Genomic DNA, 25432 nt, shown 5'->3' with positions numbered 1-25432 from the left:
CCCGTTGCGTCGGCTCAATGGCCCGTCCCGGCTCACGCCGGGGCGGGCTTTTTTGTTTGCCCACGAAACGAAACCGCCTCCGGCAGGTTCGGAGCCCAAAGGAGGGTTCCGATGAGAGACAACGACAACGGACGCGAAGATGACAAGGGGCTTCAGTTTCTTGCTCGGAGGCTGGCTAAAGAGGTCGGCATCTCCGAATCGGAAGCGCTCGGCCTGATCAAGCTCATCGGTGCCGACTGGAGTTCTTTGCTGCGCGAAGCCCGGTTCCTGAAAAATCCGCGTCGCCAGTCTTGATGGCGGCAGGCAGGGTCACAGCCCCGTGAAGCCCTTGCGCGGCCGGGGGGCTTACAGAATGTTTCGCCGTTGGGCTTCCGGGAGAAAGATCATGCCAATTCAACGAAAAGCAGCTGAGGCCGGTATTTTCGACGAATCCGAGTTGGCACTGCTTGGGCGAGTCTTCGACAAGCTTAAGCTGGACGATCCATCGCCAGATGCGCGCGACTTGATTGCCTCCAGGATCATTGCAAATTACATGGCAGGTGTGGTCGATGAGGCCGAACTGGTCTTGCTTTCAAAGCAGCCGCTGGGTCGTTAGGGACGTCTGGCCAGGCTCTCCAATTCGGGCTCGGCGGGCTTGTTGGAGGGTGCACTGCGGTTGATGCTGTCCGCCTTCGGCTAGTCACGAAATACCTGGAACCAGAAGCGGAAATCGGGCGTTCGCCCGGCGAAGTGCGCTTCCAAGGCGCAGTGAGCAACAGCGGTCGTCGCATCAGGCCCATAAACGTCCCGGCAGCCTTTGCAGCGGAAGCGCGGTCGACAATATCCGACAACATCAACCCGCGGTGGCATTAATGTCGTTCTTACTCCGGACGGTCAATGAGTGCCCTCAGCTTCGCTGGCAACTTAACCTTTCACCAGGCGCACCCAATCGATCGCAATCATGGTTCCAAAGCGCCACAGCGACCTTGCCTTTATCGATCCTGGCAACATCGTCTGTCAACTCAAGATGAGTGGAACCTAAAATCTCCCGGCAGCTTGTTGCGGGATAGACGACCGAACGAACCCTGAAAAGATGGTGCCTCCGCCGCCGCCAAGATGGCAGAACGGCAGAGGCATTTGATAGCGGCTTCAGCCTTTGTGGTTGGGGTTTGCGCGCTGACCGTCTGGTGGTTGTTCTCTCGATGAACCAATTTCCTTCACAAATGGATATCAAATAATATCCCCGAGACAGTCGGTGCGGACGTCATCTCGATTGCCGAACTCACCCAGAAGCTTTTTGCGGATGCGAAAGCCTTGGCATCAGCAGCGCAGAAATCTGGGAAGACACCGTTAGCGTGTACAACACAATCCTTGATGCGAAAGTACACTATGAGGCCGGCATGGCGGACTGAGGGGGAGCGTCTAGCCTTCCGTTTCGATTGCTCCTGGGCGGAGCCGCCGTCTCAGGCCCGCCATTTTCTACATCCCGGGTCCTGAGCGCTTTCGGCGAGTTCCGGGTTCTCGATCACTTGTTGCAGTTTTGTGTTGGCGATGTGGTCGCACCACTGGCCGTGTTGTTGTCAACGTCGTTACCTGCGGAATCCTTGCAACGATCGTTCATCCCGTTAGGGCCTGTCGTCGTCGAGTTCGTCGAGTTCGTCGAATCCGGATCGGTGTTCACTGTACCGGTACCAGCGCCGTTGACGCTTGCGCCACCATTCACGGTTGCACCACCATTGGCACCACCGCTACCACTGGCATTGCCGCCTGTACTTGTCCCATTCGACTGCGCCAATGCGGAACCGGCTAGGGCGATACCCAGCAAGGACGCGGCTAGAACTTTCTTCAGCATGGAGGCCTCCTTATTTGAATCGCTGAATTGCGATCACTTCCGAACGAGGGTTATTGCTGATTGTTCCCAGTGAAATCGATCGTGATCGCGCCTACGGGTTCTGTGAATTCGGCCGTCCAGGTCCAGCCGACGGTGCACCACCGATCGAACCAGCTTTACATTCGCTCGTCAAAATAGGATTATTTTCTTGGGTGGGGCGACTCTTGAAAAGGTGTCACGATGGCTAGAAGGAGACTTTCCAAGCAGCTTTCACAGGCTGAGATCGAACGCTTCTTGGCAGAGGCTGAACGGCTTCACAAGAGCATTGTCCAGCCGCTTCTGTCGCCTACAAGCGATCACTACCGGGCACTCCAGCGCACCCATGAGGCGTTGCTGAAGACGGTGAAGGATATTACCGGGGAGGATGCACCGTTCATTAGATGGAATGGGACCGGACCGGTGCAGCCTCCTACGGCACTTTAAAGGGGAGGACCGACCAATCTCGCCAGGGTACAACGGCGCCCAGAACCGGCCCGACGGAACATTAGCCGCCTCTAAAGGTTGCATGCTTGCGGCAGGTGGTGCCCAGCACCACATGCTGAAGATCGGGACTCCGATCGGCCCGCGCTCACCGGCAAAGTGGCGCGGGTTTTCACTGACCAAGGGAAGAGATGACCGTAAAGCCTTCCATCACGTACATTGTCAGCGTTTTCGAGAGGGCGCATTGGCGAACGATTTTGCCAGCAGACTTGGTATGCTCGAGCCGGAGGAAATCTCCCAACTTCAGTAGATTTTTGAGTACGCGTGCAGCTTGCTCGGCCACGACCCTCACTCGCTGGAAGCGGAACACATTGCCCTGAAGATTATAGCGTCCTACCAAGCCGGAACGCTTGAAAAAGACGCTTTCCTGGACTCCCTGACGGCCAGAACCGCAGCGATCAACAGCGCTCAACTTACAGTGATCCCGAGGCCGGATTCTTAACGGCAGTTCGGAACTACGGGTCCGGCTCGACGTTATTGCCACGTTTTTGAAGGGCGTTGGGGAACATAACGACAGACAAGCCTAGTCTCCGGAAGTTTGCCTCCTATAAAAGTCTGCGTACAGAATTTGACTGATTGGCTATCGCTCGACAGACAGTTCTCTGTCGAAAACTGACGTTGCGGGCCAGCGGCCAGCAACTGCTAAAGGTGAAGGCAGACATGGCAGAACGAAAGAAGCAGCCCGTTGTAAGTTCTGGGATTGACGGCCTTGATGAGATTCTTCGAGGCGGATTGCCAGCCTCTAACCTTTACATCGTGCAGGGCGATCCAGGTGCGGGTAAGACGACTGCTGCTTTGCAATTCTTGCGTGCCGGCGTGGCGGCGGGAGAACGCTGCATTTACGTGAGTCTCTCGCAGACAGCCTCTGAGCTCCAGGCGATTGCATTTTCGCACGGCTGGACACTTGATGGAATTCGCGTCGAGGAATTGTCCGCCTCCGAGGCAGTGAGCGATGCAGCCGACCAGACAATCTTCCAGACCGCCGACCTTCGGCTGGATGAAACACGAAAGGCCATTGAAAGCGCGATAGAGGAATACAAGCCACACAGGCTGGTCTACGACTCGCTTCTTGAAATCCGACTGATCACCGGCGATACACCAAGATTTCGCCGCGAGCTCATTGGCTTCAAGGCCTTCCTGGCTAGGCGAGGCATCATAGCGCTGCTCCTTGATACACAGACAAATGGCGGCGATCATAACGGCGAGGAAATCGAGGGGGTCGCTCACGGCGTCATCCGGCTTGATAAATCGCTTGAGGATTACGGTGCCGTGCGCCGACGCATCGAGGTCAGCAAAATGCGCGGCGTGCCTTTCGCCGACGGTTATCACGACATGGCCATTCGCGAGGGCGAAGGCATTGTTGTGTTTCCGAGGATCGTGCCCGGATCCGGAGCCGAAATTGCCAAGCCACAACTGATAAAGTCCGGGGTCGAGGCTCTCGACGAGATGTTTGGTGGCGGTCAGGAATCTGGGACGATAACGCTCGTCATCGGCCAGTCAGGCACCGGAAAATCAACGATGTCATCCCTCTACGCAACAGCGGCGTTGCAGCGAGGCGAAAGCGTCGCGCTGTTTCTATTCGAGGAACGGTTGGAGACGTTCTTTCGACGCTCCGAAGGCTTGGGCATGGACCTCCGCCAGTTCCACAAAGATGGCCAGCTTGTCATTTATGATTTCAGCCCGAACGAGATCTCGCCTGGCGAGTTTGGCCAAATCGTGCAGCAGGTCGTCGCCCGCAACAATATACGCGTCGTGGTGATCGATAGCTTCACCGGCTATCTGAATTCACTGCCTCACCGCGAGAAGGCCGTGCTGGATATCCAGTCTCTGTTAAAGCATCTCGCGCGTGCGGACGTGCTGACAATGCTCATTGTAGCGCAGCATGGATTGTTGGGACAGAATGTCGGCATTGATGTGGACGTCAGCTTTCTCGGCGACACAGTGCTCCTGCTTCGGATGTCCGAGCATGAGGGTCGGCTCAGGCGCAACATCACCGTCGTTAAGAAGCGCCACGGCCCGCATGATCTCGATGTTCGAGAGCTTTTCATCGCAAGTTCGGGCGTCACAGTCGTTGCCTACAATCCCCTGCCCGAGACGTGAGCGACATCAAGCAAAACGGACTGGGTAGGCTTGATTGGGTCCTCATCTTGGCGCCCTACCGCAAGGATGCCGCCTACCTGGCCGCATTGCTGCAAGAGCGTGGCGTGCAAGCCAAAGCGGCAAGCGCGGCCGATTTCGAGGATTTTCTTTCGGAGTTCCCCGGAGTGCTTGTCGTTACCCATGAGGCGCTCAATCCAGCTGTGATCGCTGTCATTGCCAGATTTCTGCAAGACCAGCCAAATTGGTCGGAGATCCCCATTGTCGTCTTACTCGATCGCGTAGCACCCCAATCGCGCATCCTAGCGACGCTGAGCGCCGCCTGGCCGCGCTCACGCCAGATATTCTATCAGCGCCCGGTGGCCGCATTGGAGCTGATAAGCGGCATACAGTCGGCACTTCTCACCAGGTTCCGTCAGCGTGAGGTCCGCGACTACCTCGAGCGGGAAACAGAACTGCGGCTGGAGCTAAATCACCGCGTAAAGAACATCCTGGCAAGCGTGCTGTCCATTTTCGAGATGACGCGGCGCGGCGCTGTCTCGGCAGACAGTCTCGCCGAGGATTTCAGAGGTCGATTGACCGCCCTGTCAAACGTTCACTCAGCGGTTTTCCTTGCAGGTGGCGAGGCGGTGTCGTTAGCAGCCGTCGTGGATTCGACCCTCGCTCCCTACCGATCGGATGGACAAACTGCCATTGCTGTTGAGGGGTCTGAAGTCTTGGTTTCGCGCGAGGCCGGTACAACCTTGGCCCTCTGCCTGCATGAACTTGCGACGAACGCCATTAAATATGGTGCCTTGTCCCAACCGACAGGTAATATACTACTGAAGTGGGAGGTGTCTTCAAATGTTGACCCAACACTGACTTTAAGTTGGATAGAATCCGGAGGGCCGCCAGTCGTCGAGCCTTCCCAGAAGGGCTACGGCACGCGCTATATGCGTTCGGCTCTGGCCGGTATGTTCGGAGAACCTCCTGAGTTTATCTTCGCTGTAGGCGGCCTGCGCTGCACCATTCGTGGACCGCTTTCTCGTTTTTCGCAAACATCTCGGTAACTTCCGTTTGCCCTTCGGCGACCACCCACAAGGGCTAAGGCGATCCTCGATCGACGTGTCGGGCGGCTATGCCGATCCGTCGGAAAAAGCCTGAACCGGTGTCCTGAGCATAGAAGCTCGGAGCGCCGCAAGAATCCGGCAAAGTGTTTTGCCGGAGAAGTAACGGAATGACGATGGGCAGGAAGGTGCGCACTCCAGTTACTTGCGTACGCCTTTCCGGCCATGGATCACGGCAGCTGCGTCAGGGAGCAAGAGCGCTGGATCCAGGAATTCTCCGGCCAACGAGATGAGACGAGGCGGCAGGAGTCTTGTGTTCCGGAAGGCGGCAGTCCGAACACCGATTTGAGAACGAGAAACGAGAACCTGCTCGCAGTGACTCGCAAAGCACGGCTCTGCGGGCTGGTGCTGTGTTCTATGTGTGGCGCGATGGCGGCAGGAATGCGACACCGGCCGAAAAGTTAAGGTGCTCTCAACAATATTGCACGGTAATGCTCAACTCTGGGGTACTTCTCAAGTATAGAATTGAGTCGCGGGAGGAATGGATGAGCGTATTAGCCGTCCGTAATACTTAGGCGGAGAGGCGACATGTTAGAATTGCACGATCGCGAGGCGGCCTATCGGCTTTCTGGATCTGGTGTAGGTGCTGGACAATCTGGCTTCGACGAGCTTGGAAATCCGAGCGTCAACAGCGCGGGCTTGGATGCTGATGGTATCGCTGGCGGCAAGCGCAGCGATCACCGCGCTAAGCGAAGTCATCAATCACCACCTGCCGTTCGGCGAACTGGTGCTCAGCACGGTCAACACGGTTGGCTCTTTCTTGCTAATTGGGCTGCTCTTCGCAGCGATCTACAAGGTCTTGCCGGATCGCACGCTCAAATGGCGCGATGTTGCCGTCGGGTCGGTGGTCACTGCGTTGCTGTTCACCATCGGCACGTCGCTGATCGGCTGGTATATCGGAACCAGCGCGATAGCGATTTCCTACGGAGCGGCAGGCGCGCTGATGGTGGTGCTGCTTTGGGTCTATTATTCAGCGCAGATCTTCCTCTTCGGTGCAGAAATTACGCGCGCTTACTCGGTCAGGCGTGGAAGCCGACCAGACCTTGCGCCGATAGTGGTGTTGAGCGGCAACAAGATAGATACGCCGCGCCGGCCTGAAGTGCATGACGGCGAGATCGCCGCGTGGATTGTCGTAAGCAGCCTGATCACCGCGCTGGTCTCGCAATTGTGGTGGCGAAAGCAGGGTTGACGCCGCGCGGGGGCACCGTTGCAAAAAGCGAAAGCCGTAGCATCTTGATCCAGCCCCATATGGGCGCGACACTATTGAGGATAACAGGGTCCCGGCCGCAGGAGCAAGGCGAAGGTTATCCGTGCTGTCCGGCAGCCTTGATCCGTGGAGCGCGGCGCGGTCGTCCCGCGCGTTTGGACGCTCGACGCCTGTGGCTTTGGCAGAAGGAGTCGGTCTGCCACAGCGGGAGGCTCGGCACATAGCGCGGGCCCGCGCTGTGCTCCGGCATTCAGGTCCCGTGGGGAGGACTTAGGCGGTGCGAAGGCACTGTTTCGTTACCCTCGGACCTGCAAATCGGGGCCTTGGTCTCAGCCCTGAAACATAAGCCCATCTAACGGCATGGAAAGCCGCACCATCCGTGATGCGATCGCGTGCGTCGATGCTGATCAGGCGGGCGGAACGGAACGATCCGGCTGACGTTTGTGCCAAGGATCGGCGCGACAGGAGGACTGCATGGCGGCCCCACGAGCAGTTTGGAAAGGGTTTCTAAAAGTCGGGTCCGTGTCGTGCGGAGTGAAGCTTGTGGGTGCAACCAGCGAGGCGTCGAAAATCCACTTCAAGATTTTGAATCGGAAAGATGGATTGCCCGTCAAGGCTGCCTATGTTGACGAAGAGACGGGCGATGTCGTCGATAGCGAAAACCAAGTCAAAGGCTATGAGGCAGACGCGGGCGATTTCATAAAGGTCGAACCGGACGAGATCAAAAAGCTCAAGATGACGTCTGAGCACACGCTTGAGGTCGACGAGTTTGTCGCCATCAAGGATATCGACACGCGCTACCTGGAAAAACCTTATTACCTGATCCCTGCCGACGGCGCCTCCACCGAGGCCTTCTCAGTGCTGCGCGAAGCGATGGCCAAGAAGGGTGTGGCGGCGCGGTCCTGCGTGGTGCTGTACCAACGCGGGCGCGAAGTCGTGATACAGCCATATGGCAAGGGAATGCTGCTCACCGAGTTGCGGACCCATGACGAGATGATCTCGGAAGACACGGTATTTGAAGATCTGAAAAGCCATGAATACGATCAGGACCTGCTCGAAATTGCGGGCCTGCTGATCGACAAGAAAGTGACCAAGTTCGATCCGTCGAAATTTGAAGATACCTACGAGGATGCGCTCATCGCGTTAATCGACGCAAAGCGCAAGGGCAAGCAGCCGCCCAAACCGGTTCCCCCGCCGAAGGAGAACGTTATCGATCTGGCGTCGGTTCTCCGCAAGAGTCTCGCCAAGGAAGGCATCAAGGACCGTCCCAAAGCCAAGGCCGGACGCAAATCAGCATAGTCGCAGCTTCACTGCCGCTCAAGGTCCCGTCCACCAGACTGAACTCGATCTGCCTCAGGCCGACGACATCGGCATCAACGATCCGGCGAGCGACCCCGACGATGCCATCGAGCTCGCCTCGATGGCGTTCGGGTCTGCGCCGGCCGGACCGAAAGGCGGGCCTGTGTTCAATTCGCTCCGAAAGGCCGGCAATTCGGTAAAAAGAAACGCTGCCTCGTTCCGGCTGCCGCGTTTTTCGAGTTCACCGGCACGAAACACCCGAAGGCGAAGCATCGCTTACGCTTAACGGCCCACCGTTCCTTGCGGTTACTGGATTTTGGCGGGAAGGCCGTCGGCAACAAGCCGCCGACCTTCACCAGTGACGACCGACCTCGGCCCAGAGGTCGCACCAGGTGGTAGCACTTCAGCCGGAGAATTGGACGGCGTGGATCAATCTCACCGGGCCCGAGGCCGAGCTTTTGCGGGCGCTTCCCGCCGGATCGCTCGCGGTGGAGACGGTGCGCCTCAAGCGCTCGTGACTCAGTTGCGCAAGGATCTCGGGAACGCTCAGTAGCGCAAGATCGAGGATGCGCTTGTATTCTTCGGTTCGTCGACGGACACCCGTCACACCGCCGTTCTCTCGGTCGGTCCTTGGATGCCGCCGGATCCGAAGCAATGCAGCCGCCATTGCCGTCGGGCACACCGCCGAGCAGCTTGTGGGTCATGACAGAAGTCCGCGATCCAGGGAGGTTTCGATCAAGGCATAGTCATCTGGGAAAGCGACCTGATGCGGTCAACAGCGCTCGATGTTAGATGGGGCAGGGGCCCAGCTGGGTGGGAAAGCGGCATATAGGCGACAGCTACCGACTAACGAGGTCTTTAGCCAATCGAAGGCCCTGTCGGTCAGCCGGCCCGAAGATCACCACTCAAAAAGGGCGCTGCGGTGTGACAGCGCCATATTTGATCTGAAACGATCCCTACCAGCCCTGCCGACCATACCAGTCGTCGACATCCCTACGAACACGATCCTTCTCGATGCCATAGCGTTCCTGAATCTTGCCTTCGAGCTGGTCGCGGTTGCCGGCAATTCGGTCTAGATCGTCGTCTGTGAGCTTGCCCCACTGTTCCTTGACCTTGCCTTTGACCTGCTTCCAATTTCCTTCGATGCGGTTCCAGTCCATGGTCTTTGACCTCCCTTAGTTTCGGGTGAAATTGAAACGGGCGGCAGGCTCGGGGGTTCCGATCAGATCAATCGGATACCAAGGGATCGATTACCTATTTTGATGATCAATAGCTGCGGGATCGCGCCGGATAGCAACAGCACCAGAGTATTGGGTGACATAGCGCCCCCTCGGACGGCGCGGCGTACGCTCTTCGGTTGGCGTTACCCGTCAACGGCTGCGGCGTGCAGGGGAAGTCTACATATTAGAGGCACTTCTGTATTGGAGCGGAGGCGGCCTGGTTGAAAGCTTCGGCGCCTTGCCGACGATGGGGCGATCCGCGAGCATTTTGGCGATAGGTGTCGTTTTGGGTTGCGAAGCGACCGCACGCCGACGTTTCAAGATCGCACCCATTAATTTTCTAACGTCCAAAGACATGATGACCTCCCATAATCATCAGCCCCTCCGCATACCCACACTATGCGCTTGCCGAGCATCCTGCATGCAAAATTGTGGTCCCGGTGAGCTTTTTTTCGCCACGCGTCATTCAACAGTCCTCAAGCACGCCACCCGGCCACTCTTGGTTGCCGTCGAGGCGCGGGTCTCTTTCAGCCTTCACAAGATGCCAACGAGAGTTTCACCATTGCCTGGAGAGGCTAAGCCACCTCATCGTTGCTGGTATCCGTAGGGGTGATGAACGGCTGTTTGAACCCGGCCGCCTGATGCGAGGAAGCCCGCGCCTCCGGCGGGAGGACGCGGGCCGATCGAGAGCCGATCTTCGACAGACATCGGAGGGCGATGTCAGTCGCTAACCTAAAATAATTAGAAAGCTCTAACGTTCCAAGCGAGATGTTTGACGGCTGGCTTCGGACCCTGCGCGTGGTCGACTAATGCCTTGTGGAAGGCCCAAACGCCGAATTCAGCCGGTTGCTGACATTCAGTCAGCCTTCATCCACAGCACCTGTTTAACTGAATCTTCGGCGGGAACGGGCAGACGTCGACATTCGTTGTACCATGCCCGCAGGCGACCGGCGCAATGCACACTGGCGTTCTGGCGCGTGAGTCGACCGACTGAGCCCGCTACCTGCAATCCCCCAGGGCCTGAATTTCTCGGTCAAGGTCTGACACGCGGGGTTGCCGGCGCCGCTCCGTTTGAAGACACCCTTGCCACCGCCCTGAACCAAACTTCGACGACAGCAACGGAGTACGCGGCGCGCCATGCCGACATTTCTCGTCCCCTTTGAAACATCTTGGCTGTGCCAAACGATAGGATCTCGCGCGGAAGCAGCATGGTCGGACGGATCGCCTCGTTCAGAGGCGTCCTCTGGGGGATTCCGCTTCTTTGTCCTGAAATTGCGCAACGGCGCTTGTCAGCGCCTTCTCGGAAACGGGCTTCGACAACTTCGGGATTTGCTTGAACGCCTCGGGAATAATTGTCACGCTGTCATAGCCGGTCAGAAAAAGAAACGGAATACCACGCGAAGCGAGCAATTCCGCTATCGGGAAACTCTGTTCCCCGGCGAGATTGACATCGAGCACGGCACCGTCCAGCGGAACGCTGTCTATCTTTTCCAGTGCCTGTTTCACCGATGAAGCAGGGCCGATCACCTCGCATCCCGATTCCATCAACTGGTCGGAAAGGTCCATTGCGATCAGAAAGACATCCTCTACGACGAGGACGCGAAGGCCACGCAAAGGGAACTGGTCATTCATGCAATGGTCCGGAACGGAAGCGACGTATCGCTTCTCGTGCCCGTGCTGGAAAGCGGAATTTTCAAAAGGCAAACCAAGCCCGTTTTCCTGAACTGCAAATCGGCGCTTCCGCCCAACTCATATTCCAAACTCTGCTGAATGAATGTCGTTCCGAAATTCTTCTTGATCGATTCCTCCACGGCCGGCCCGTCGATTTCTTTCCAGGAGACAGACAGGGGACCGTCGGGCTCTCCGATGCGCCAGTCGATCTCGACGCGCCCGTTCTCGACAGCGAGCGCTCCGTATTTGGCGGCATTGCTCGCAAGCTCGAAGAACACCATTCCCAAAGTCCCGGCAGCACTCGCATCAAGCTGGAACGGAGCGCCTTCCAGGATAACATTCCGCTGACGGTCGGCCGCATAGGGAGCGAGCGTTGTCCGCAACAGTTCCTTGAGGTCCGTGCCCCCCCAGTTATGCCGCGACAGGAGTTCGTGGGTGCGCGCCATCCCCTGAAGGCGTTCCTGAAAGGCGGTTGAGAAATCGGCTATCGAATGGGAGGAGCGCACCATGCGGGAGGTCAGGGCGGCGACCGTGGCGAGGATGTTCTTTACCCGGTGCTGCAATTCGTGCAGCAGTCTTTCCTGGTTGCGCTCGGCCTGCTTGTGACGCGATATGTCGACCACGGTGCTGATCGCCCCGCGAACTTTTCCAGCTTCGTCGAACAGTGGAGTCGCGGAAACCATGACGTCTACGCCGACGGCGCCCGGTTTCTCGATCCGCGCCTCGTACTGCGCCACCGCCTCGCCCGTCCGGATCGCCGTTGCCAACGGCTGATTCACGGCTTGCACGGCCTTTCCCTGCCTTGTAACGTCGAAGCCACCCGGTATCGACGTCAGCTTGGCGCCGCTCAACGGTTCGCCAACCAGTTCAGCGGCGCGTTGATTGACCCGAAACTCTTGGCGATCGCCATCTTCGGCAATGACGATGCCCACGGGCACGAGATCCAGCAGCGTTTCCAAGCTTTCGATCCGGTTGCGCAGATCATGAGTCAGCGCGTCGATCTTCTCCTCCGCGCGGGCGATCTTCGTAACGTCGACGAAGGTGACGACCACGCCGGCGATGACATTGTCGAGCGTGCGGTATGGCAGCACGCGCATGATGTAGCGGGTGTTGCTCTCGGCGGTTTGGACCTGCCGCTCGATCGTGCCGAGCCGCCGCAGCACCTGCTCGATATCGGCCTGGAGGCCGTCGGCGGGGAATCGGGGGCGAACATGCGCAAGCGGCCGGCCCACATCGCTTTCGACGAGCCGGAACAGATCCCTGGTCGCCGGAGTGAAGCTTTTGATGGAGAGATCCCGGTCCAGGAAGATGGTTGCGATCTGCGTGCTTTCCAGCAGGTTCGCTATGTCGTTGTTGGCGCGGCTAAGCTCGTCGACACGGATATTGAGCTCCGAATTGACGGTCTGCAGTTCCTCGTTGATCGATTGCAGCTCTTCCTTCGAGGTCTCCAGCTCTTCGTTGGACGACTGGAGTTCCTCATTGATGGAGGACAGTTCCTCATTGGAGGATTTCAGTTCCTCATTGGAGGATTCCAGCTCTTCCGTGGTGATCTGAAGCCGCTCCCTGGTCTCTCGGAGTTCCTTTTCGAGTTGGCTGACATTCGCGCTTTCTACATCCGCGGTGAGGTGCGCAGACCCGCTTTCGGCGTCCGGCTTCAGGTCGCCGACATCCCGGAACACCAGCATGTAAAGCGGATCGGACGCGTCATGCGGCGGAAGCGGCTGCACGACCAGGCTGATAGTCTGGTCGCCGCCATTGGTGGCGATCGTGATGTTGTTCTGGAGCGACACCTGTCCCGTGTTGACCGATTTATGCAGGCCGGCCCGAAGGTCCATTCGCAGGCCGCGCCGCGCCATTGCGAAGACGTTGTGATCGGGAGCGCCGGCCGCCAGTTCAAGGTATTTTCCGGTACCGGCTGAACTGTGCACCAGTTCCCCAGCCGCGTTGACCACGACATAGGCAGGAGAATACCGGTCGAGAAGCAGGCGCTCCGCGCGCTCATGCGCTCCTCCTCCAGCCACCGTAGAGCGCGCCTGCTGGGGTGCACGCCGCGGGGCCGCAGCAAGGGGAAATTCCGGCAGTTTTTGGGCCATGCCTCCGCGCCTTTGGAAAATGCGACTTGGCTTGTCAATGGTGGCGAACAGGCGCGCGTGGCGGGTGACGTTTTCCGAAGAGCCGAGAAAGAGGTAGCCGTCCTGGCGCAGCGCATAGTGAAATAGCGGGATGATCTTTTCCTGCAATTCGGACCTCATATAGATGAGGAGGTTACGGCATGAGATGAGGTTGAGTCGCGAAAAGGGCGGGTCGCGCAACAGATTGTGCACTGAAAAAAGGCACATTTCCCTCAGTTCGGAGGCAACCCGGTACGTTCCATCCTCCTGCGAGAAGAACTCCTTCAACCGCTTCGGCGACACGTCCGTGGCGATGGCCGCCGGATACCGGCCTGCACGTGCTACTTCCAGCGCGCGCTCGTCGATATCGGTCGCGAATATCTGCAGTTTGGGCGATGCCGTGCCCCGGAGCGCATTCTCCCGCAGCAGCATGGCTATTGAATAAGCTTCCTCTCCGGTGGCGCAGCCCGGCACCCATACCCTTATCGTTTCATCGGGTTTCAGGTCCTCGAAAAGCTTCGGCACGACGAGGCGTTCCAGCGCTTGGAACGCCTGCGGATCGCGAAACAAGTTGGTCACGCCGATCAAAAGGTCCTGGAACAGCAGATCGATTTGCTGTGGCTCCTCCCGCAAACGTTGGTAGAACGCGGTCGGATCGTCGATCTGTAACACCTGCATCCGGCGCTGAATGCGTCTCAGTATCGTGTTATCCTTGTAGCCGCTAAAATCGTGACCGGTGCGGGCGCGAAGCAGGCCGGCGATCCGGGAGAGCTGTTCGGAGACATCGCGCTTGCGGCGGTCCCCTTCACCATCGGCCGCGACGCGGCTGGCGTGCCGGAAATAGTCCATCAGCTTGGCAGCCATGTCCTCCGCCGGCACGACCATATCGACCTGGCCGGCATCAACGGCGCTGCGCATCATGCCATCGTATTCGGCTGCCTCCTGCGCCAGCGTAAGTCCGCCATGCTCCTTGATGGCTCTCAGCCCAATGGTGCCGTCGCTGCCGGTACCGGAGAGAATAACCGCGGCAGCGTTTTCCCCCTGGTCTTCGGCAAGCGAAATGAAAAAGTCGTCGATCGGGGTTCGCCTAGCGTGGCTGCCCGCCATCTTCACCATATGGAAGTGGCGGCCCTTCACGGTCACTGAGACGCCCGGGGGGATGACATAAATCCTGTTCGGCCCGATGGCGGAGCCCTCGATTGCCGTCTGGGTCTCGATGGAGGTGCAGTGCTGAATGATGCTCGCAAGCACGCTCTCGTGCTCGGCGTCCAGGTGCTGGATTACCACATAGGCAAGCCCACTGTCGGGCGGAACATTGGGAAAGAAGCTTTTGAGTGCTGCTATTCCACCTGCCGACGCGCCGATGGCGACGATTGCGAAGGAAGCGCTCGGCTGCGCCGCGGATGCGCCGTTGAACTCAGTCCTCGAAGCCGCTTGCGTCGCCTTGGTCGGCCGTTGCATCATTTCTCGTTACCGTACTCGCCTGCTCTCGAGAATGCGCTCGATCACCTCGGCATCTGCTTGATATTCTTTCGCCCGATCGCGCAGCTGCGTGGCGATTTCGGACCGGTCCTTCGCTTTTTCGCGATCCGCCATTCGTCGGGTGAATTCGGCCCGCTGCTGATGCGCCCTGAGAAGGCTCCACAGTATTTCGTCCGCCTCGGCCGACTGCGCCTCCATTATAGCGTCCGAGGTAAAGGCGTGCCCGGTATGGCATCGATACCGGATCATGTCACCGTCCTCAATCTCCCACAGAGGCCCATGGCATTCCGGGCATGTAAACACCGACAATTCGCCGAGTCGATCTTCTTCTTTCATGGTAGAGTGCTCCTGTGTGGCGATCGCCGCTTCGAGCCTCATGGCCGCAGGGGCGGGAAAGGTTTCGCCAGCCGGTTCGGCCACCAGTGTTGCCAAGAGACTGCCCAGTTCCGCGGCCGGTGCGCAATGGTCAATTTCGACATAGCGCAGCGCGTTCTGCACCATGTCCGGCACCAAGGCGTCGTTCGGGTGCTGAAGCACCGTGATTCCTCCGACGGCCCTGACCGCCCGCAACCCCGCCGTTCCGTCGGAGAGGGCTCCCGACAGGAGAACGCCGATGACTTGCGCGCCGTAACTCAATGCAGCCGAACGAAACAGGGGGTCGATGGCCGGCCGAGCCAGGTTTTCGCGCGGTCCGCGCCGCAACATCATGTGGTTATCGTGAAGCAGCAGATGGAAGCCAGGCGGCGCCACATAGATATTGCCTACGGTGAATGTCGCGCCGTTCATGGCCTTATAGGTGGGCAGGGGCCCGATGCGATCGAGGATTTCCGGCAAATAGCTCGCCGGGCCGACATGCAGCACAACAAACACTGCTGCCCTCAGCTCGGCTGGAAAATCGCTGACCACCTGTTTCAGCGCCTCGACACCGCCGGCGGACGCTCCGATCACGACGATGGAATGGTTGCGCGGACCGAATTCTTCCCCTGCCCCAGGGCGGTCTGCCTGCGCAAGAGTCACATGCGGAACATGGATGCGACGCTTGGCCATGGCTCACCTCCGGGCTCGAAACACTCTCGCAGCAACGGCCGCCGGCGACCCTTGCCAACGGATGCATCAAGACAATGGGTGGGTACGAACTATGTTCCGGCTGAACCATAGCCTCGAAGCGGGGAAACTCGCGCGTGTGGGATTGCAGTGGCCAAACCTGCCTTCGGAAAATGTGAACGCTCTTCGGGTCAGCGTTGGGAGGATCGCCTGCACCAAGTCGATCGTCGCTTTCTGGTTTCACTTCGCAAATCCGACGAGCAGGTTCGGCCCCAAATGCAGTCGCTCCGGAACATGCCTGAACGCGCCGGCCGACGGCCCCGTGCGCCGACCTTTCGCTGTCGCTGTCGCTGATCGCTGAGGCCGCGGCCCCGCCATCCTGTCACCAGACGCCTCGATCAGATCGCCCGCGGGTCCAGCGGGTCGAGCGCAACGTCGGCATTGCCATCGAGACGCTGTCTGCGCGGTACGACGCGTTCGTTGACGCCCTTGGCCGCAGGTTGAGCAAAGGACGGAGCGCTCCGGTGCTCTTCGCCTACGCCCGTCCGACAGAGATGCTTGCCACGACTGCGTGACGCAGCAAACCTCTGGTACGTCAAACTAGCAACTCTGGCGGTTGCACCGGTCGACGAAGATCGCGCGAATGCGGTCCGTTTCGATCCGTAGCACTCTTGTATGAACCTCGAGCTGGTCGCGTTTCGGGGCGATCGTTCAAGGTCGTCACGCGCGAGCTTGCCCCACTACTCCTTTACCTTGCCTTAAATTGCTTCCCGTTCCTCGACGTGATTCCAAGTCCACAATGACCGTCCTTTCACTATTCGCCGGCGTCAAGAACGACGGGTCAAAGAGGATACCTCTATGTGGCAAGCGCTTTCCCAATCGCCGCCGCCTCCTTCGAGGCAGCGGCATTCCTCCAAGCGCAGTAATTTGTTCGCCCGCGATCTAACTAGCGCATATCTGCAACATCGATACCGTGCGTGTCGAACCACCATTCCGGACTTTTGTCGCAATAGCGGTCGCGAAGCCGCAGGTACTTGGTGCGAAGTCGCTTCTGGCGTTCAATCTCTTCCTCAAAGAAAGGGTGATCCAGCGTGCTGCCCATCACGTAAATGCGGCGAAGCAGTTTGCGCAGAACATATCCCTGCTCCTTGTTGCCGGGTCGATATCCGCTTTCCATCACCCTCATCGCTGTATCGCGCAAGGTAGCGAGTGCGTGGTCTACCGGGGGTGTCGTTGACGATCATGTCGAGGCGCTCAAGGCCGAAGCCAACATCGATGCAGGTCCCGAGCGGATTGACGATGTTCCCGATCTCGATCCCGCACTTGTAGAACTCTGTGCAGTATCCGCTGATATTCCCACGCTCCACGTGCATTCCGGATCCGGGGTAATGGGCACGCGCCCGCGATAGAGCGGGCTCCATTCAGGCAGCCGGTCCGGATGAATGGTCACGTGATCCGGAACCAACCCAGCGTGCCCAGAAACTCGAGCCAAAAGTCTATTGCTTCGCCGAGGGTCATCTCCCTGAACGAGAAAAGGCCGAGCATGGTGAAGTGGAGAAAGTGGGTTCCGTCTCCTATCTTATCGAGGTCGCCCATACGTAAGCATGCCTGGCTGTTGGCGACGGTTCCAATGTAAGAGGGATCCGAGAAGAGGATTTGTACTGCTGCATTCCAGCGCTGCAGAAGAGCGTGGTTTCGTCGTGCGGCTGTACGGATTCAATGCGTGTGAAATTGATGCCCTTTTGGCGCCGGGCAGCATTGCCACCAGTGCATAGGAGATGGCGAACGGAAGCAACCCCGCCACGGCGGCACGTCCGCTCTCGAACATCGATTGGCCCACCCGCAGCACCCCCCTGTAAACGCAGGCGCATTCGAGGGCGGAACCTGGACGAAATGCGTATCCCCGAAAAGTCGGCATATTCCGACTGTAGGATGACTTTGAAGGTCATCTGCGCATTGAAGTATGGCGGGTCTTCGCTGTCGGACTGGCCGCTGCTTCGCTTCAAAACGGTATCAACCAGGAGCAATCCAGGGTTGACCTCAGCTTTCAGCATGGCATTTTGATTTGTGCGGGAATCGGTTGGCGTCTGGGAGCGTTGGCGATCCGGGTCGGTGATGCTGACTCTGAAAAAGGCTTTGCGCCCATGTTCGACGATCTTACGGACAAGATCTACGAAGCTGCCTTCGTTCCGGATTTGTGGGCTGGTGCCCTGGAGGCAGCCAGCGGCCTTTCGAGCTCGGCCAGCGGCGCGATCTTCGTTCTCAGCGACGGCTCGCCTGTTCGCGGCAGGTTCAGCGGTGATTCCCCGGTTCTGGCTAGATCTCTCGAGCACATTCGGCCGGTGTTCAAGGAATTCCTGATCGGCGACAACTGGAAGTTATCCCCTGGCGTCATGCGGATGTACGAGATGCAGCCAGTAAGCTTCGTCCATGTAGAAGCTTTCATGACCGCCCAAGAGATCGAGCGCGATCCCCAGCGGGTGCGCCTGAGAGCGGAGGGTATCGGCGCCCATCTTTGTTCGACAGTTGCCATGCCGAGCGGAGAACTGGTCACATTCGTCTTTCAGCGGTGGACCACGGATGGCGCCTACGATCAGGCGTCGGTCGACCGGCTCGATCAGCTTCGTCCGCACTTCGCACGCGCTGGCCTGGTTTCGGCGCGACTGGGAATGGAACAGGCCAGGGCGAGCGTCGGCGCTCGAGGCCATCGGGTTGCCGGCTGCGGTGATGACAGCATCGGGACGGGTGCTGACGGCCAATGTCCTGCTGGACGATATGCCATCCGTTTCCATCGCGACGGCTCATGGTGGTCTCGCGCTTGCCAATGCGCCCGCCAATTCTCTTTTCCAAGAAGCCATCATCCATAATCGCCAGGATCGCATCGTGCGCTCGATTCCCGTTTCGGCCAGGGAAGGCCAGCCGGCGCTGGTCATTCATCTTCTGCCGCTGCGCCGCGCCGCGCATGAAATCTTTTCGGGCGCGGACATAATGGTTGCGGCGACGGCGATGAGCCCGAGTTCCATCGTGCCTTCGCCAACCCTGCTTGCCGGTCTGTTCGATTTGACGCCCTCCGAGTCGCGCCTGGCCGCTGCACTTTCGCAAGGGAAGCCCCTGAAGGATGCCGCATCCGACCTGAAGATGACGGTGAAAACCTGCCGCACCTATCTTGAGCGAATTTTCGCCAATGGAACCCGCCAGCAAAGCCAACTTGTCGCGTTGCTGAGGAGCGCAGAGCCCTTACCGGGAGCATTGCGTTGACGGTCTCTAATCAGCAAATCCAGGAGGCAGGGCTCGTACGGACTACCGGCTACGCCCGCTGAGCGGTTCCGTGCTCTTCAGCAAGGCCACCAGTTCGCTCTGCTGGTGAGTGCGGGTCTTGGAGAAGATCCGTTCGAGATAGGTGCGGCAGGTTTTCACGGTGATGTTCGAACTTTCCGCGGCTTCCTTCAGTGTCCGCCCGGAAGCCAATGCGGCGGCAAGCCGGGCCTCGGCCGGTGTCAGATTGAACAGGCCGCGGACATGCGTCTCGAAGCCATCTGAAATACGCCGGGCGACCTCCGTGACCATGATCACCGCGCAACGTTCCGACGCGAGACCGTAGGCGCGGGCATCGACGAATGGCGCAACTGACAGCACAAGCCGCGTCAGCTCCGATCGCTTTTGGTCGGACGGCACCACCAACGTTCCGCCGGTTCCAGGCATGACGCCATCTTTTAACGAGCAGGCATCCGCGACCAGCCGTTGAAGTTCCTGCGCATCCCTGAGATCGGAGGCGACGATCGTGCCGCCGTTCAGCCTCAGAGGGCTGTCGGGCGGCGCCAGCATTGCCTCGGCGGCTTCGTTCATCTGCTCGATTTGCTGATGGCCGTTGACCAGAAACACGCCGAAGGGCAGGTGCGAGAAGGCCGATGCCAATGCCGACGTGTTCTCCAGACTCCGGCCGATCTGCCCGGCGCGCATCACATGCGGTACGATCTTTTGTAAAAGGTCGATGTCGTCGGTGCGGAATGCGTCCTGCCGTGAGCCGCGATGAATATCGAGCAGCCAGTGCGCGCCGCTGGAGGCGAGCAGGTTACAGACCAGCCCTTGATACATGTCGCGCGGCCTCATCCAGTCCTGCCAGAGTTCGCGGCGGCGGAACGCTGTCTCGTCGGATGTCAGCGGCCAACGATTGACCGCGCCGAGGGGCAAGGCGGCCGAGGCCGCAGCCAGGGGGTCGCGCAGCATGGCTTCGATACCTTTCTGCGAATTGAATTCCGGATCCAAGTCGGATGCCACCGCGTCGAGTGTTTCCGGGCTGACGCGCACAATGCAGGAGCGCGAACCTCCGAACAGGTCGCGCAGGCCGGTTATCGCACCGAGCCAGCGTTCCTGGTCGTAGGCCGCCTCATAGATCTGGCCGACCACGGCGGAGACCGCTTCGATGGTGACAGCAGCCATTGGGAGCTTTCCGATCCTGGGGAATGATCAGGTTTCGTGAAGAAGCCTAGCACACGGAAGCTCTCGCGCAAGTTGCATCAGGGGTGAATTGGGCGATGCTGCCGCCAATCCTCCCTCATCGATAATTACCAAAAAAGCATGTGTGCCCTGCAGGCAACATCCAAGTCCAGCAAGCCAGTAGCTGGGCCACAAACCGACGAACAGTCGTCATATGACGACTGGCTAATGCCGACCGGCGCGGACAGCTTGTTCCAGTCGTTCTTGGGACAGGTTAACTTGGAGGGGCCACATGGCTTGTTGGGGAACTCGAGCAGCCTATGCTGCGATGGTGATTTTGACGTCTGCGCTGGCACCCTTAAACAGTCCGGCGTTTGCTCAGGTAATAGGCGACGAAGATGGATGCGACGGGGACGTCCAAGGCGATTTCGCGTGTGGAACATCATCGGGCGCGGTAGGAGGAGGAGGCACCGCCATTGGTGCTTCCAGTGGGGCGGGACATGAAGGAACAGCCGTCGGGTACAACGCCCAAGCCGGTATGGCTGGCAAGTTTGCCAATGTCGCGGTCGGATCGGGCGCCAAAGCGCTGGGTGAGGGCGCGATAGCGATCGGTGGCCGTCTCCCTGAGGCGGGGCAGCCGGCAACTCAGGCGCTCGGGGATGGTTCTATCTCGGTGGGAAATCAGACCGAGGCAGGAGGCTATGCCGCGGTGTCGCTCGGCTACCAGTCCAAGGCGGGCGGAAGCAGTGCCGTCGCGCTTGGCAATGGAGCCCAAGCCGACTATCAGGCGTCGATCGCTATTGGCAACGGCGTAGTTACCGATCGCGATAACCAGATTGCGATCGGCAATGGCAACCAGACATACACGATGCGCGGGATCAACCGACAGGCTAGCAAGGACGCGCAGTCCGGAACAACCTATCTGGTCACCTCCGATGACGCTGGAAATATGGCTACCTCCACCTTCGACCTCGCGACCCTGGAGAACCTGCCTGCACAGGTCGCCCAGAACAGCACCGACGTCACCAATCTGAGCACCACGGTAAATAGTCATACGACGCAAATCACGGCCAACACGACTGAGCTTGCCGATCATCAGACGCGCATAACCAACAACACGGCGCAGATCGCGGCCAACACGACCGAGCTCGCTGATCATGAGACGCGGATCACCAGCAACACCAACGCGCTGATCACGCACACCACGCAGATCGCCGATCACGAGACGCGTATCACCAGCAACACGACACAGATCGCGGCCAACACGACCGAGCTCGCTGATCATGAGACGCGGATCACCGGCAACGCCAACGCGCTGATCACGCACACCACGCAGATCGCCGATCTTGACACCAGGGTGACGACGAACACCAACAACCTCACCCAGCTCGACGGTCGCGTCGGCGCGCTGGAGGCCGGGTTCCAGGATCTCGGTGACCAGATCAGCGAGAATCGCAGCGAGGCGCGTGCCGGAACGGCATTGGCACTTGCGACGGCGGGTCTGCGTTACGACGATCGACCCGGCAAACTGTCGCTCGCCGGAGGCTTCGGAAATTTCAAAGGACAATCGGGGCTAGCACTTGGCCTCGGGTACAACCCCAGCCTGGATTTCCGCCTCAACGGCGCCATCTCGGCAACCACCAACCATGGCGATGTCGGCGTCAGCCTCGGCGCATCGTGGACGCTCAATTGATCTTGGCAAGGACGGCGCCAACCGCACGCACGCGGCGTCAAAGCGTGCGGGGAAGCTGCCTTGCGCGGGGGACGATCGTTGCCGGTGCTCTGATGGCACTGGCGACGATCGTGGGGCCGCCGCCCACCGCTCATGCCCAGGCCAAAGAAAAGCGGATCGGCCAGAAGGCGGCTCATCCGGCCAGCATCGACCGCAACGGTGTGCTGATCCTGACGCGCAGTGCGCTGCTGGCACTCGACCAGGCCAACAAGACCGGCAACTACACCGTTCTACGCGATCTCGGTTCGCCCAATTTCCAAGCCAACAGCGCTGCCCAGCTAGGCGACATCTTTGCCAGCCAGCGCAAGCAGGCGCTCGACTTCAGCGCCGTCGCGGTGCTTGAGCCGCAACTGACCTTGCTGCCGCAGATCGAGCCGAACGGCATGCTGCACATGGCGGGTTTTTTTCCATCGGTGCCGTTGCAGGTCAATTTCGAGCTTCTGTTCGAGCCGATGAACCGGCAGTGGAAGATCTACGGCGTGTCGGTCAATCTCACGTCGGGCGGGCCGCAAGCGCCGGACACTCCTGTCGCGGGGCAGCCGAAGCCGACCGATGCCGATCCGCCCCCGGATGCGCCTTCGATTGCTGTCCAGCCCAAGAAGGAAACCAGACCAGTCAAGCCATAGCGGGTGGCGCGTGTATGCGATGGTGCCTGCCAAATCCTTTGCTCGGCCCCGATGCGGGGAGTGCCCAAATTGACCAATGAAAAAAGGCATCAGAGGTACGTTTGCGTACTCGACCCGACAAACGCATGGACGTCTGGGATTGCGAGATGGAGACGCCGGCTTCACCGGGCGGCCAGCATCTGACCGGCCGACCGAAGGAGCGAGCCGACGCGGCTTGTGTAATTCTGCAGCGTATCCATAAAAGCAAACAGGATGGTAGCCGGCCACCGGCGATGATGTTGCGCCAAGGCAACAGGTGCCAGTAACCGGCCCCGATGTCGTCAAATGACGACTGTTCACCAAAACTCATTCCGTCACCTTCCGGCCACTGCGTCGCGGACACTCAAGGACCGAGCCTCGCAATGTACCTTCGGGCGTCGGGGATCAAATGGAAATGCGTGCAACCGCAAACACAAGCCGGTCGCTCAGGCGTACGAAGTGGATGGCGTCCACGGCCTTGATCCTGGCCGGCATGGCAACGAGCTCCGCCTTTGCCGCGGACTACCTGGTGGGCAATGAGGCCGAACTGCGATCGGCGTTGGCCACCCAGGCAAACGGCGACACCATCATATTGTCGAACGACATCACCTTGACGGCGGGTGGCGGCGGCAATCTGCCTGAGGTGCACAGCGATGTGACGATCTCAGGCGGCGGCCACACGCTCTCTGGCGGCGGCGATTATCGCGGGCTTTTCGTGACGTCCGGTACTGTGCGGGTGGAAAACCTGACCATCTCGAATGCGCTGGCCCAAGGCGGTACCAGCATCTATGGCGGTGGCGGAGGAGCCGGACTGGGCGGGGCTCTGTTTATCAATGCTGGGGCAACGGTCACGGTCAGCGATGTAGACCTCTCCGACAATAAGGCCAAAGGCGGCGAGGGGCCGACCGGTTTAGTCACCAATCAGGGCGGGCCTGGTGGCGGTGGCCTGGTCGGCGATGGTGGCGTAGAGCTTTCAAATGCAGCCGGCGACGGCGGCGGTCCGAATGGAGGCCCCAGTGGCGAAGGAGGCGGTTCGGCCTCGAAGAGCGACAGCTATCATCTTGGCCTCTATGGCGGCACCAATTGGGGCGCCGTCGCCTTCCGCGCCGGGGCGGCCTACTCCTGGAGCAGTCTTTCGACACAGCGCTCGGTTGCTTTCAATGGCTTCACGGATGGGCTCTCGGCCGACTACGATGCCGGCACGGCGCAGGTCTTCGGCGAACTCGTCTACAAGGCCGATGCTGGACAATTCGAGTTGGAGCCGTTCGCCGATCTCGCCTATGTCAGCGTCCACACTGACGGCTCCAGCGAGACAGGCGGGGATGCGGCCCTGACCAGCGCCGGTTCGACCACCGACGCCACCTTCACAACGCTCGGCGTGCGCGGCTCGACCGATGTCGCGCTTGGCGGCATCAACGCCACAGCACGCGGCAGGCTAGGCTGGCGCCATGCGTTCGGCGACTCCGCGCCGCAGTCGACGCTCGCCTTTGCCGGCGGCGATCAATTCACCATCGCCGGCGTACCGATCACCGGGGACACCGCAATCATCGAGGCCGGCTTAGACCTGAAGATGGCGGCCAATGCCATACTCGGCCTGTCCTATTCGGGTCAGTTCGGCGGCGGTAGCGTCGACAACAGCGCCAGGGTCAATCTTGGTGTGAAGTTCTGATGGTGCAGGGCCGCCGGCAACTCCAACGGCCTTGCAAGCCCCGGGCTTCCTCAGCCCAGACATCGGCAATGCTGCCGCGCATTTTTCCATGCGGGGTTTTGTGCCAAAACTCCTTGCATCGAAGCTCCAGCCAGTCGTTCAGGGCTTCCAGTGATGGAAAGCGTGGAACCGGTTGAAAGAACCGATGATGCGCATCCTGTACGTTCTTCTCGACCTGTCCCTTCTCCCAGCCAGAGGCCGGATTGCAGAACTCAGGCTCAAAGAGATAGTGGCTGGCCATTGCCATGAAGCGGACATTGACGTCGCGCTCCTTTCCGCGGCCGACCTTGTCGATTGCTGTTCGCATTTTGTCGTAGATGCCGCGCCGGAGAACGCCGCCAAAGACACGGAAGGCATGATTATGGGCGTCGAACAGCATCTCATGCGACTGCAACAGATAGGCCCGGACGATGAAGGCCCTGGAGTAGCTGAGCTTGCTATGGGCCACCTGCAGCTTGGTACGTTCATGGCCGATGATTGCCCAGTCCTCGGACCAGTCGAACTGGAACGCTTCACCAGGATCGAACGAAAGCGGGACGAATGTCCCGCGCCCTGTCGTCTGTAACTCCCTCTGCAGATCAGCTTTCCACTCCCGAGCGAAAGCCTCAACACGACCGTATGACCCCTCATAGCCAAGGCTCAGCAGATCGGCATGAAGCTGCTTGATCGTGCATTTCTGTTTGCGGTTCTTTTTGGCCTCCGCCCTCAGCCAGGCTGACAAGCGGTCGGCAAATGCGTCAAGCCTGCTCGGTCGCTCTGGAACCTTGAACTTCGGCTCCACCTCGTCCACCCGCAGGTATTTGCGCACCGTATTCCGAGACAGGCCGGTCCTACGGCTAATCTCTCGGATCGATAAATGCTCTCGAAAATGCCAGCGTCGGATCACGCTCAGTAATGCCATGTCGATCACTCCGTAGCCCCCGCTGAAAAACGCAGGGCAAGGTTCAAACATGGGTCAATTCTCGGTGGAAATATCCTGTGTTGCCGGGTCAGTTCTCAGTGGCAATCAACAGCCTTGTCAGGAAACGACGCACGGCTGTCCTGATTCATAGGATCGCGTTCCTGGTCGAGGGCAGGGCTCTGTTGCTACATTCGACATGCCAACCGACAATCGCCCTGCTGGCGACCGAGGTGGCAGCCGCTGGCACCATCGCTCAGGCGGTCCGCTCGCGCAAGAGCCTGGGTCAGTCGTCATGCGGTTGCCGGGAGCGCCGCGACGCGGAGCATCGCGTTCGTGGCATTGCCCTCGGGTTGGCCGAGGAGGGCAACTGGGCCGTAGTTGGCAACATCTCTCCGGCGGTCGACGGTGGTCATGACAAAGTGA

General features: G+C 59.5%; 19 protein-coding genes and 2 pseudogenes. 11 read left to right on the top strand and 10 right to left on the bottom strand.

Annotation, left to right across the window (positions count from 1 at the left end; translation table 11 throughout):
- The first annotated feature begins 111 nt into the window (after positions 1 to 111).
- Positions 112 to 294: a hypothetical protein gene (locus LB551_RS28940; protein WP_140554266.1), complete on the top strand. Its 183-nt coding sequence runs from the start codon at positions 112 to 114 to the stop codon at positions 292 to 294.
- Between the two features lie 91 nt (positions 295 to 385).
- Complete coding sequence (locus tag LB551_RS28935) at positions 386 to 595, top strand: hypothetical protein (RefSeq protein WP_140554265.1); 210 nt, start codon at positions 386 to 388, stop codon at positions 593 to 595.
- Between the two features lie 909 nt (positions 596 to 1504).
- Here LB551_RS28935 and LB551_RS28925 read toward each other — a convergent pair.
- Positions 1505 to 1831: a hypothetical protein gene (locus tag LB551_RS28925; protein WP_140554263.1), complete on the bottom strand. Its 327-nt coding sequence runs from the start codon at positions 1829 to 1831 to the stop codon at positions 1505 to 1507.
- 631 nt (positions 1832 to 2462) lie between these two features.
- Entirely contained in the window at positions 2463 to 2762 is a 300-nt protein-coding gene (locus LB551_RS28915; protein ID WP_224661313.1) for a hypothetical protein, read from the bottom strand.
- A gap of 248 nt (positions 2763 to 3010) precedes the next feature.
- Between LB551_RS28915 and LB551_RS28910 the strand changes: the two genes are divergently transcribed.
- The 5 genes from LB551_RS28910 (at position 3011) to LB551_RS29990 (ending at position 8577) form a co-directional block, all read left to right on the top strand.
- The gene (locus LB551_RS28910) at positions 3011 to 4450 is read left to right on the top strand and encodes an ATPase domain-containing protein (protein WP_224661312.1); all 1440 of its coding nucleotides are present in this window, start codon (positions 3011 to 3013) and stop codon (positions 4448 to 4450) included.
- Positions 4447 to 5496, top strand: coding sequence for a sensor histidine kinase (locus LB551_RS28905; protein WP_224661311.1), 1050 nt, complete (start codon positions 4447 to 4449; stop codon positions 5494 to 5496). Before LB551_RS28910 ends, LB551_RS28905 begins: the two co-directional genes overlap by 4 nt.
- Positions 5497 to 6136: 640 nt before the next feature.
- A complete protein-coding gene (locus LB551_RS28900) occupies positions 6137 to 6742 on the top strand; it encodes a YihY/virulence factor BrkB family protein (protein WP_318012774.1) in 606 nt (201 codons plus the stop codon).
- Positions 6743 to 7234: 492 nt separating this feature from the next.
- A complete protein-coding gene (locus LB551_RS28895) occupies positions 7235 to 8059 on the top strand; it encodes a Ku protein (RefSeq protein ID WP_224661310.1) in 825 nt (274 codons plus the stop codon).
- Positions 8060 to 8451: 392 nt separating this feature from the next.
- Positions 8452 to 8577, top strand: coding sequence for a hypothetical protein (locus tag LB551_RS29990; protein WP_263493820.1), 126 nt, complete (start codon positions 8452 to 8454; stop codon positions 8575 to 8577).
- Between the two features lie 438 nt (positions 8578 to 9015).
- Here the strand turns inward: LB551_RS29990 and LB551_RS28890 are convergent, their stop codons facing one another.
- From LB551_RS28890 to LB551_RS28865, 6 genes and pseudogenes are all read right to left on the bottom strand, one after another.
- Entirely contained in the window at positions 9016 to 9219 is a 204-nt protein-coding gene (locus tag LB551_RS28890; RefSeq protein ID WP_224628825.1) for a CsbD family protein, read from the bottom strand.
- Positions 9220 to 10509: 1290 nt separating this feature from the next.
- Positions 10510 to 10911, bottom strand: a complete 402-nt coding sequence (locus LB551_RS28885) for a response regulator (RefSeq protein WP_140554252.1) — start codon at positions 10909 to 10911, stop codon at positions 10510 to 10512.
- Positions 10908 to 14522, bottom strand: coding sequence for a CheR family methyltransferase (locus tag LB551_RS28880; protein WP_224661309.1), 3615 nt, complete (start codon positions 14520 to 14522; stop codon positions 10908 to 10910). Before LB551_RS28880 ends, LB551_RS28885 begins: the two co-directional genes overlap by 4 nt.
- Before the next feature lie 9 nt (positions 14523 to 14531).
- Complete coding sequence (locus LB551_RS28875; protein ID WP_224628831.1) at positions 14532 to 15590, bottom strand: chemotaxis protein CheB; 1059 nt, start codon at positions 15588 to 15590, stop codon at positions 14532 to 14534.
- A gap of 943 nt (positions 15591 to 16533) precedes the next feature.
- Positions 16534 to 17323, bottom strand: a pseudogene (locus LB551_RS28870) (alanine--tRNA ligase-related protein).
- Between the two features lie 642 nt (positions 17324 to 17965).
- The gene (locus LB551_RS28865) at positions 17966 to 18346 is read right to left on the bottom strand and encodes a hypothetical protein (RefSeq protein ID WP_224628835.1); all 381 of its coding nucleotides are present in this window, start codon (positions 18344 to 18346) and stop codon (positions 17966 to 17968) included.
- Between LB551_RS28865 and LB551_RS28860 the strand changes: the two genes are divergently transcribed.
- Positions 18333 to 18845, top strand: coding sequence for a helix-turn-helix transcriptional regulator (locus LB551_RS28860; protein WP_224628837.1), 513 nt, complete (start codon positions 18333 to 18335; stop codon positions 18843 to 18845). The two genes, LB551_RS28865 and LB551_RS28860, sit on opposite strands and share 14 nt — an antisense overlap.
- 42 nt (positions 18846 to 18887) lie before the next feature.
- Here the strand turns inward: LB551_RS28860 and LB551_RS28855 are convergent, their stop codons facing one another.
- On the bottom strand, positions 18888 to 20027 hold the full coding sequence (locus LB551_RS28855) for a helix-turn-helix transcriptional regulator (protein WP_224661308.1): 1140 nt from the start codon (positions 20025 to 20027) through the stop codon (positions 18888 to 18890).
- 535 nt (positions 20028 to 20562) lie between these two features.
- On the opposite strand from LB551_RS28855, the gene LB551_RS28850 reads away from it, so the two are divergent.
- The 3 genes from LB551_RS28850 to LB551_RS28840 all read left to right on the top strand — a co-directional run bounded on the left by LB551_RS28850 (position 20563) and on the right by LB551_RS28840 (position 24069).
- Positions 20563 to 21717: a YadA-like family protein gene (locus tag LB551_RS28850; protein WP_224661307.1), complete on the top strand. Its 1155-nt coding sequence runs from the start codon at positions 20563 to 20565 to the stop codon at positions 21715 to 21717.
- A 92-nt stretch (positions 21718 to 21809) separates the two neighbouring features.
- Positions 21810 to 22382, top strand: coding sequence for a hypothetical protein (locus tag LB551_RS28845; protein WP_224661306.1), 573 nt, complete (start codon positions 21810 to 21812; stop codon positions 22380 to 22382).
- A gap of 481 nt (positions 22383 to 22863) precedes the next feature.
- Positions 22864 to 24069, top strand: coding sequence for an autotransporter outer membrane beta-barrel domain-containing protein (locus tag LB551_RS28840; RefSeq protein WP_224661305.1), 1206 nt, complete (start codon positions 22864 to 22866; stop codon positions 24067 to 24069).
- Between the two features lie 46 nt (positions 24070 to 24115).
- Here LB551_RS28840 and istA read toward each other — a convergent pair.
- Positions 24116 to 25009, bottom strand: a pseudogene (gene istA, locus LB551_RS28835) (IS21 family transposase); the annotation flags it as partial.
- Between the last annotated feature and the right edge of the window lie 423 nt (positions 25010 to 25432).

This window comes from Mesorhizobium sp. BR1-1-2 (assembly GCF_020165435.1).
In the GTDB taxonomy this organism is placed as follows: domain Bacteria; phylum Pseudomonadota; class Alphaproteobacteria; order Rhizobiales; family Rhizobiaceae; genus Mesorhizobium.
This window is presented reverse-complemented; position numbering and strand designations above follow the sequence as displayed.

Bases quoted from the DNA above. Each gene is read 5' to 3' on its own strand.
- LB551_RS28940 (WP_140554266.1), top strand. From the start codon at position 112: ATGAGAGACAACGACAACGGACGCGAAGATGACAAGGGGCTTCAGTTT.
- LB551_RS28935 (WP_140554265.1), top strand. From the start codon at position 386: ATGCCAATTCAACGAAAAGCAGCTGAGGCCGGTATTTTCGACGAATCC.
- LB551_RS28925 (WP_140554263.1), bottom strand. From the start codon at position 1,831: ATGCTGAAGAAAGTTCTAGCCGCGTCCTTGCTGGGTATCGCCCTAGCC.
- LB551_RS28910 (WP_224661312.1), top strand. From the start codon at position 3,011: ATGGCAGAACGAAAGAAGCAGCCCGTTGTAAGTTCTGGGATTGACGGC.
- LB551_RS28895 (WP_224661310.1), top strand. From the start codon at position 7,235: ATGGCGGCCCCACGAGCAGTTTGGAAAGGGTTTCTAAAAGTCGGGTCC.
- LB551_RS28890 (WP_224628825.1), bottom strand. From the start codon at position 9,219: ATGGACTGGAACCGCATCGAAGGAAATTGGAAGCAGGTCAAAGGCAAG.
- LB551_RS28885 (WP_140554252.1), bottom strand. From the start codon at position 10,911: ATGAATGACCAGTTCCCTTTGCGTGGCCTTCGCGTCCTCGTCGTAGAG.
- LB551_RS28880 (WP_224661309.1), bottom strand. From the start codon at position 14,522: ATGCAACGGCCGACCAAGGCGACGCAAGCGGCTTCGAGGACTGAGTTC.
- LB551_RS28875 (WP_224628831.1), bottom strand. From the start codon at position 15,590: ATGGCCAAGCGTCGCATCCATGTTCCGCATGTGACTCTTGCGCAGGCA.
- LB551_RS28855 (WP_224661308.1), bottom strand. From the start codon at position 20,027: ATGGCTGCTGTCACCATCGAAGCGGTCTCCGCCGTGGTCGGCCAGATC.
- LB551_RS28850 (WP_224661307.1), top strand. From the start codon at position 20,563: ATGGCTGGCAAGTTTGCCAATGTCGCGGTCGGATCGGGCGCCAAAGCG.
- LB551_RS28845 (WP_224661306.1), top strand. From the start codon at position 21,810: ATGGCACTGGCGACGATCGTGGGGCCGCCGCCCACCGCTCATGCCCAG.
- LB551_RS28840 (WP_224661305.1), top strand. From the start codon at position 22,864: ATGGCGTCCACGGCCTTGATCCTGGCCGGCATGGCAACGAGCTCCGCC.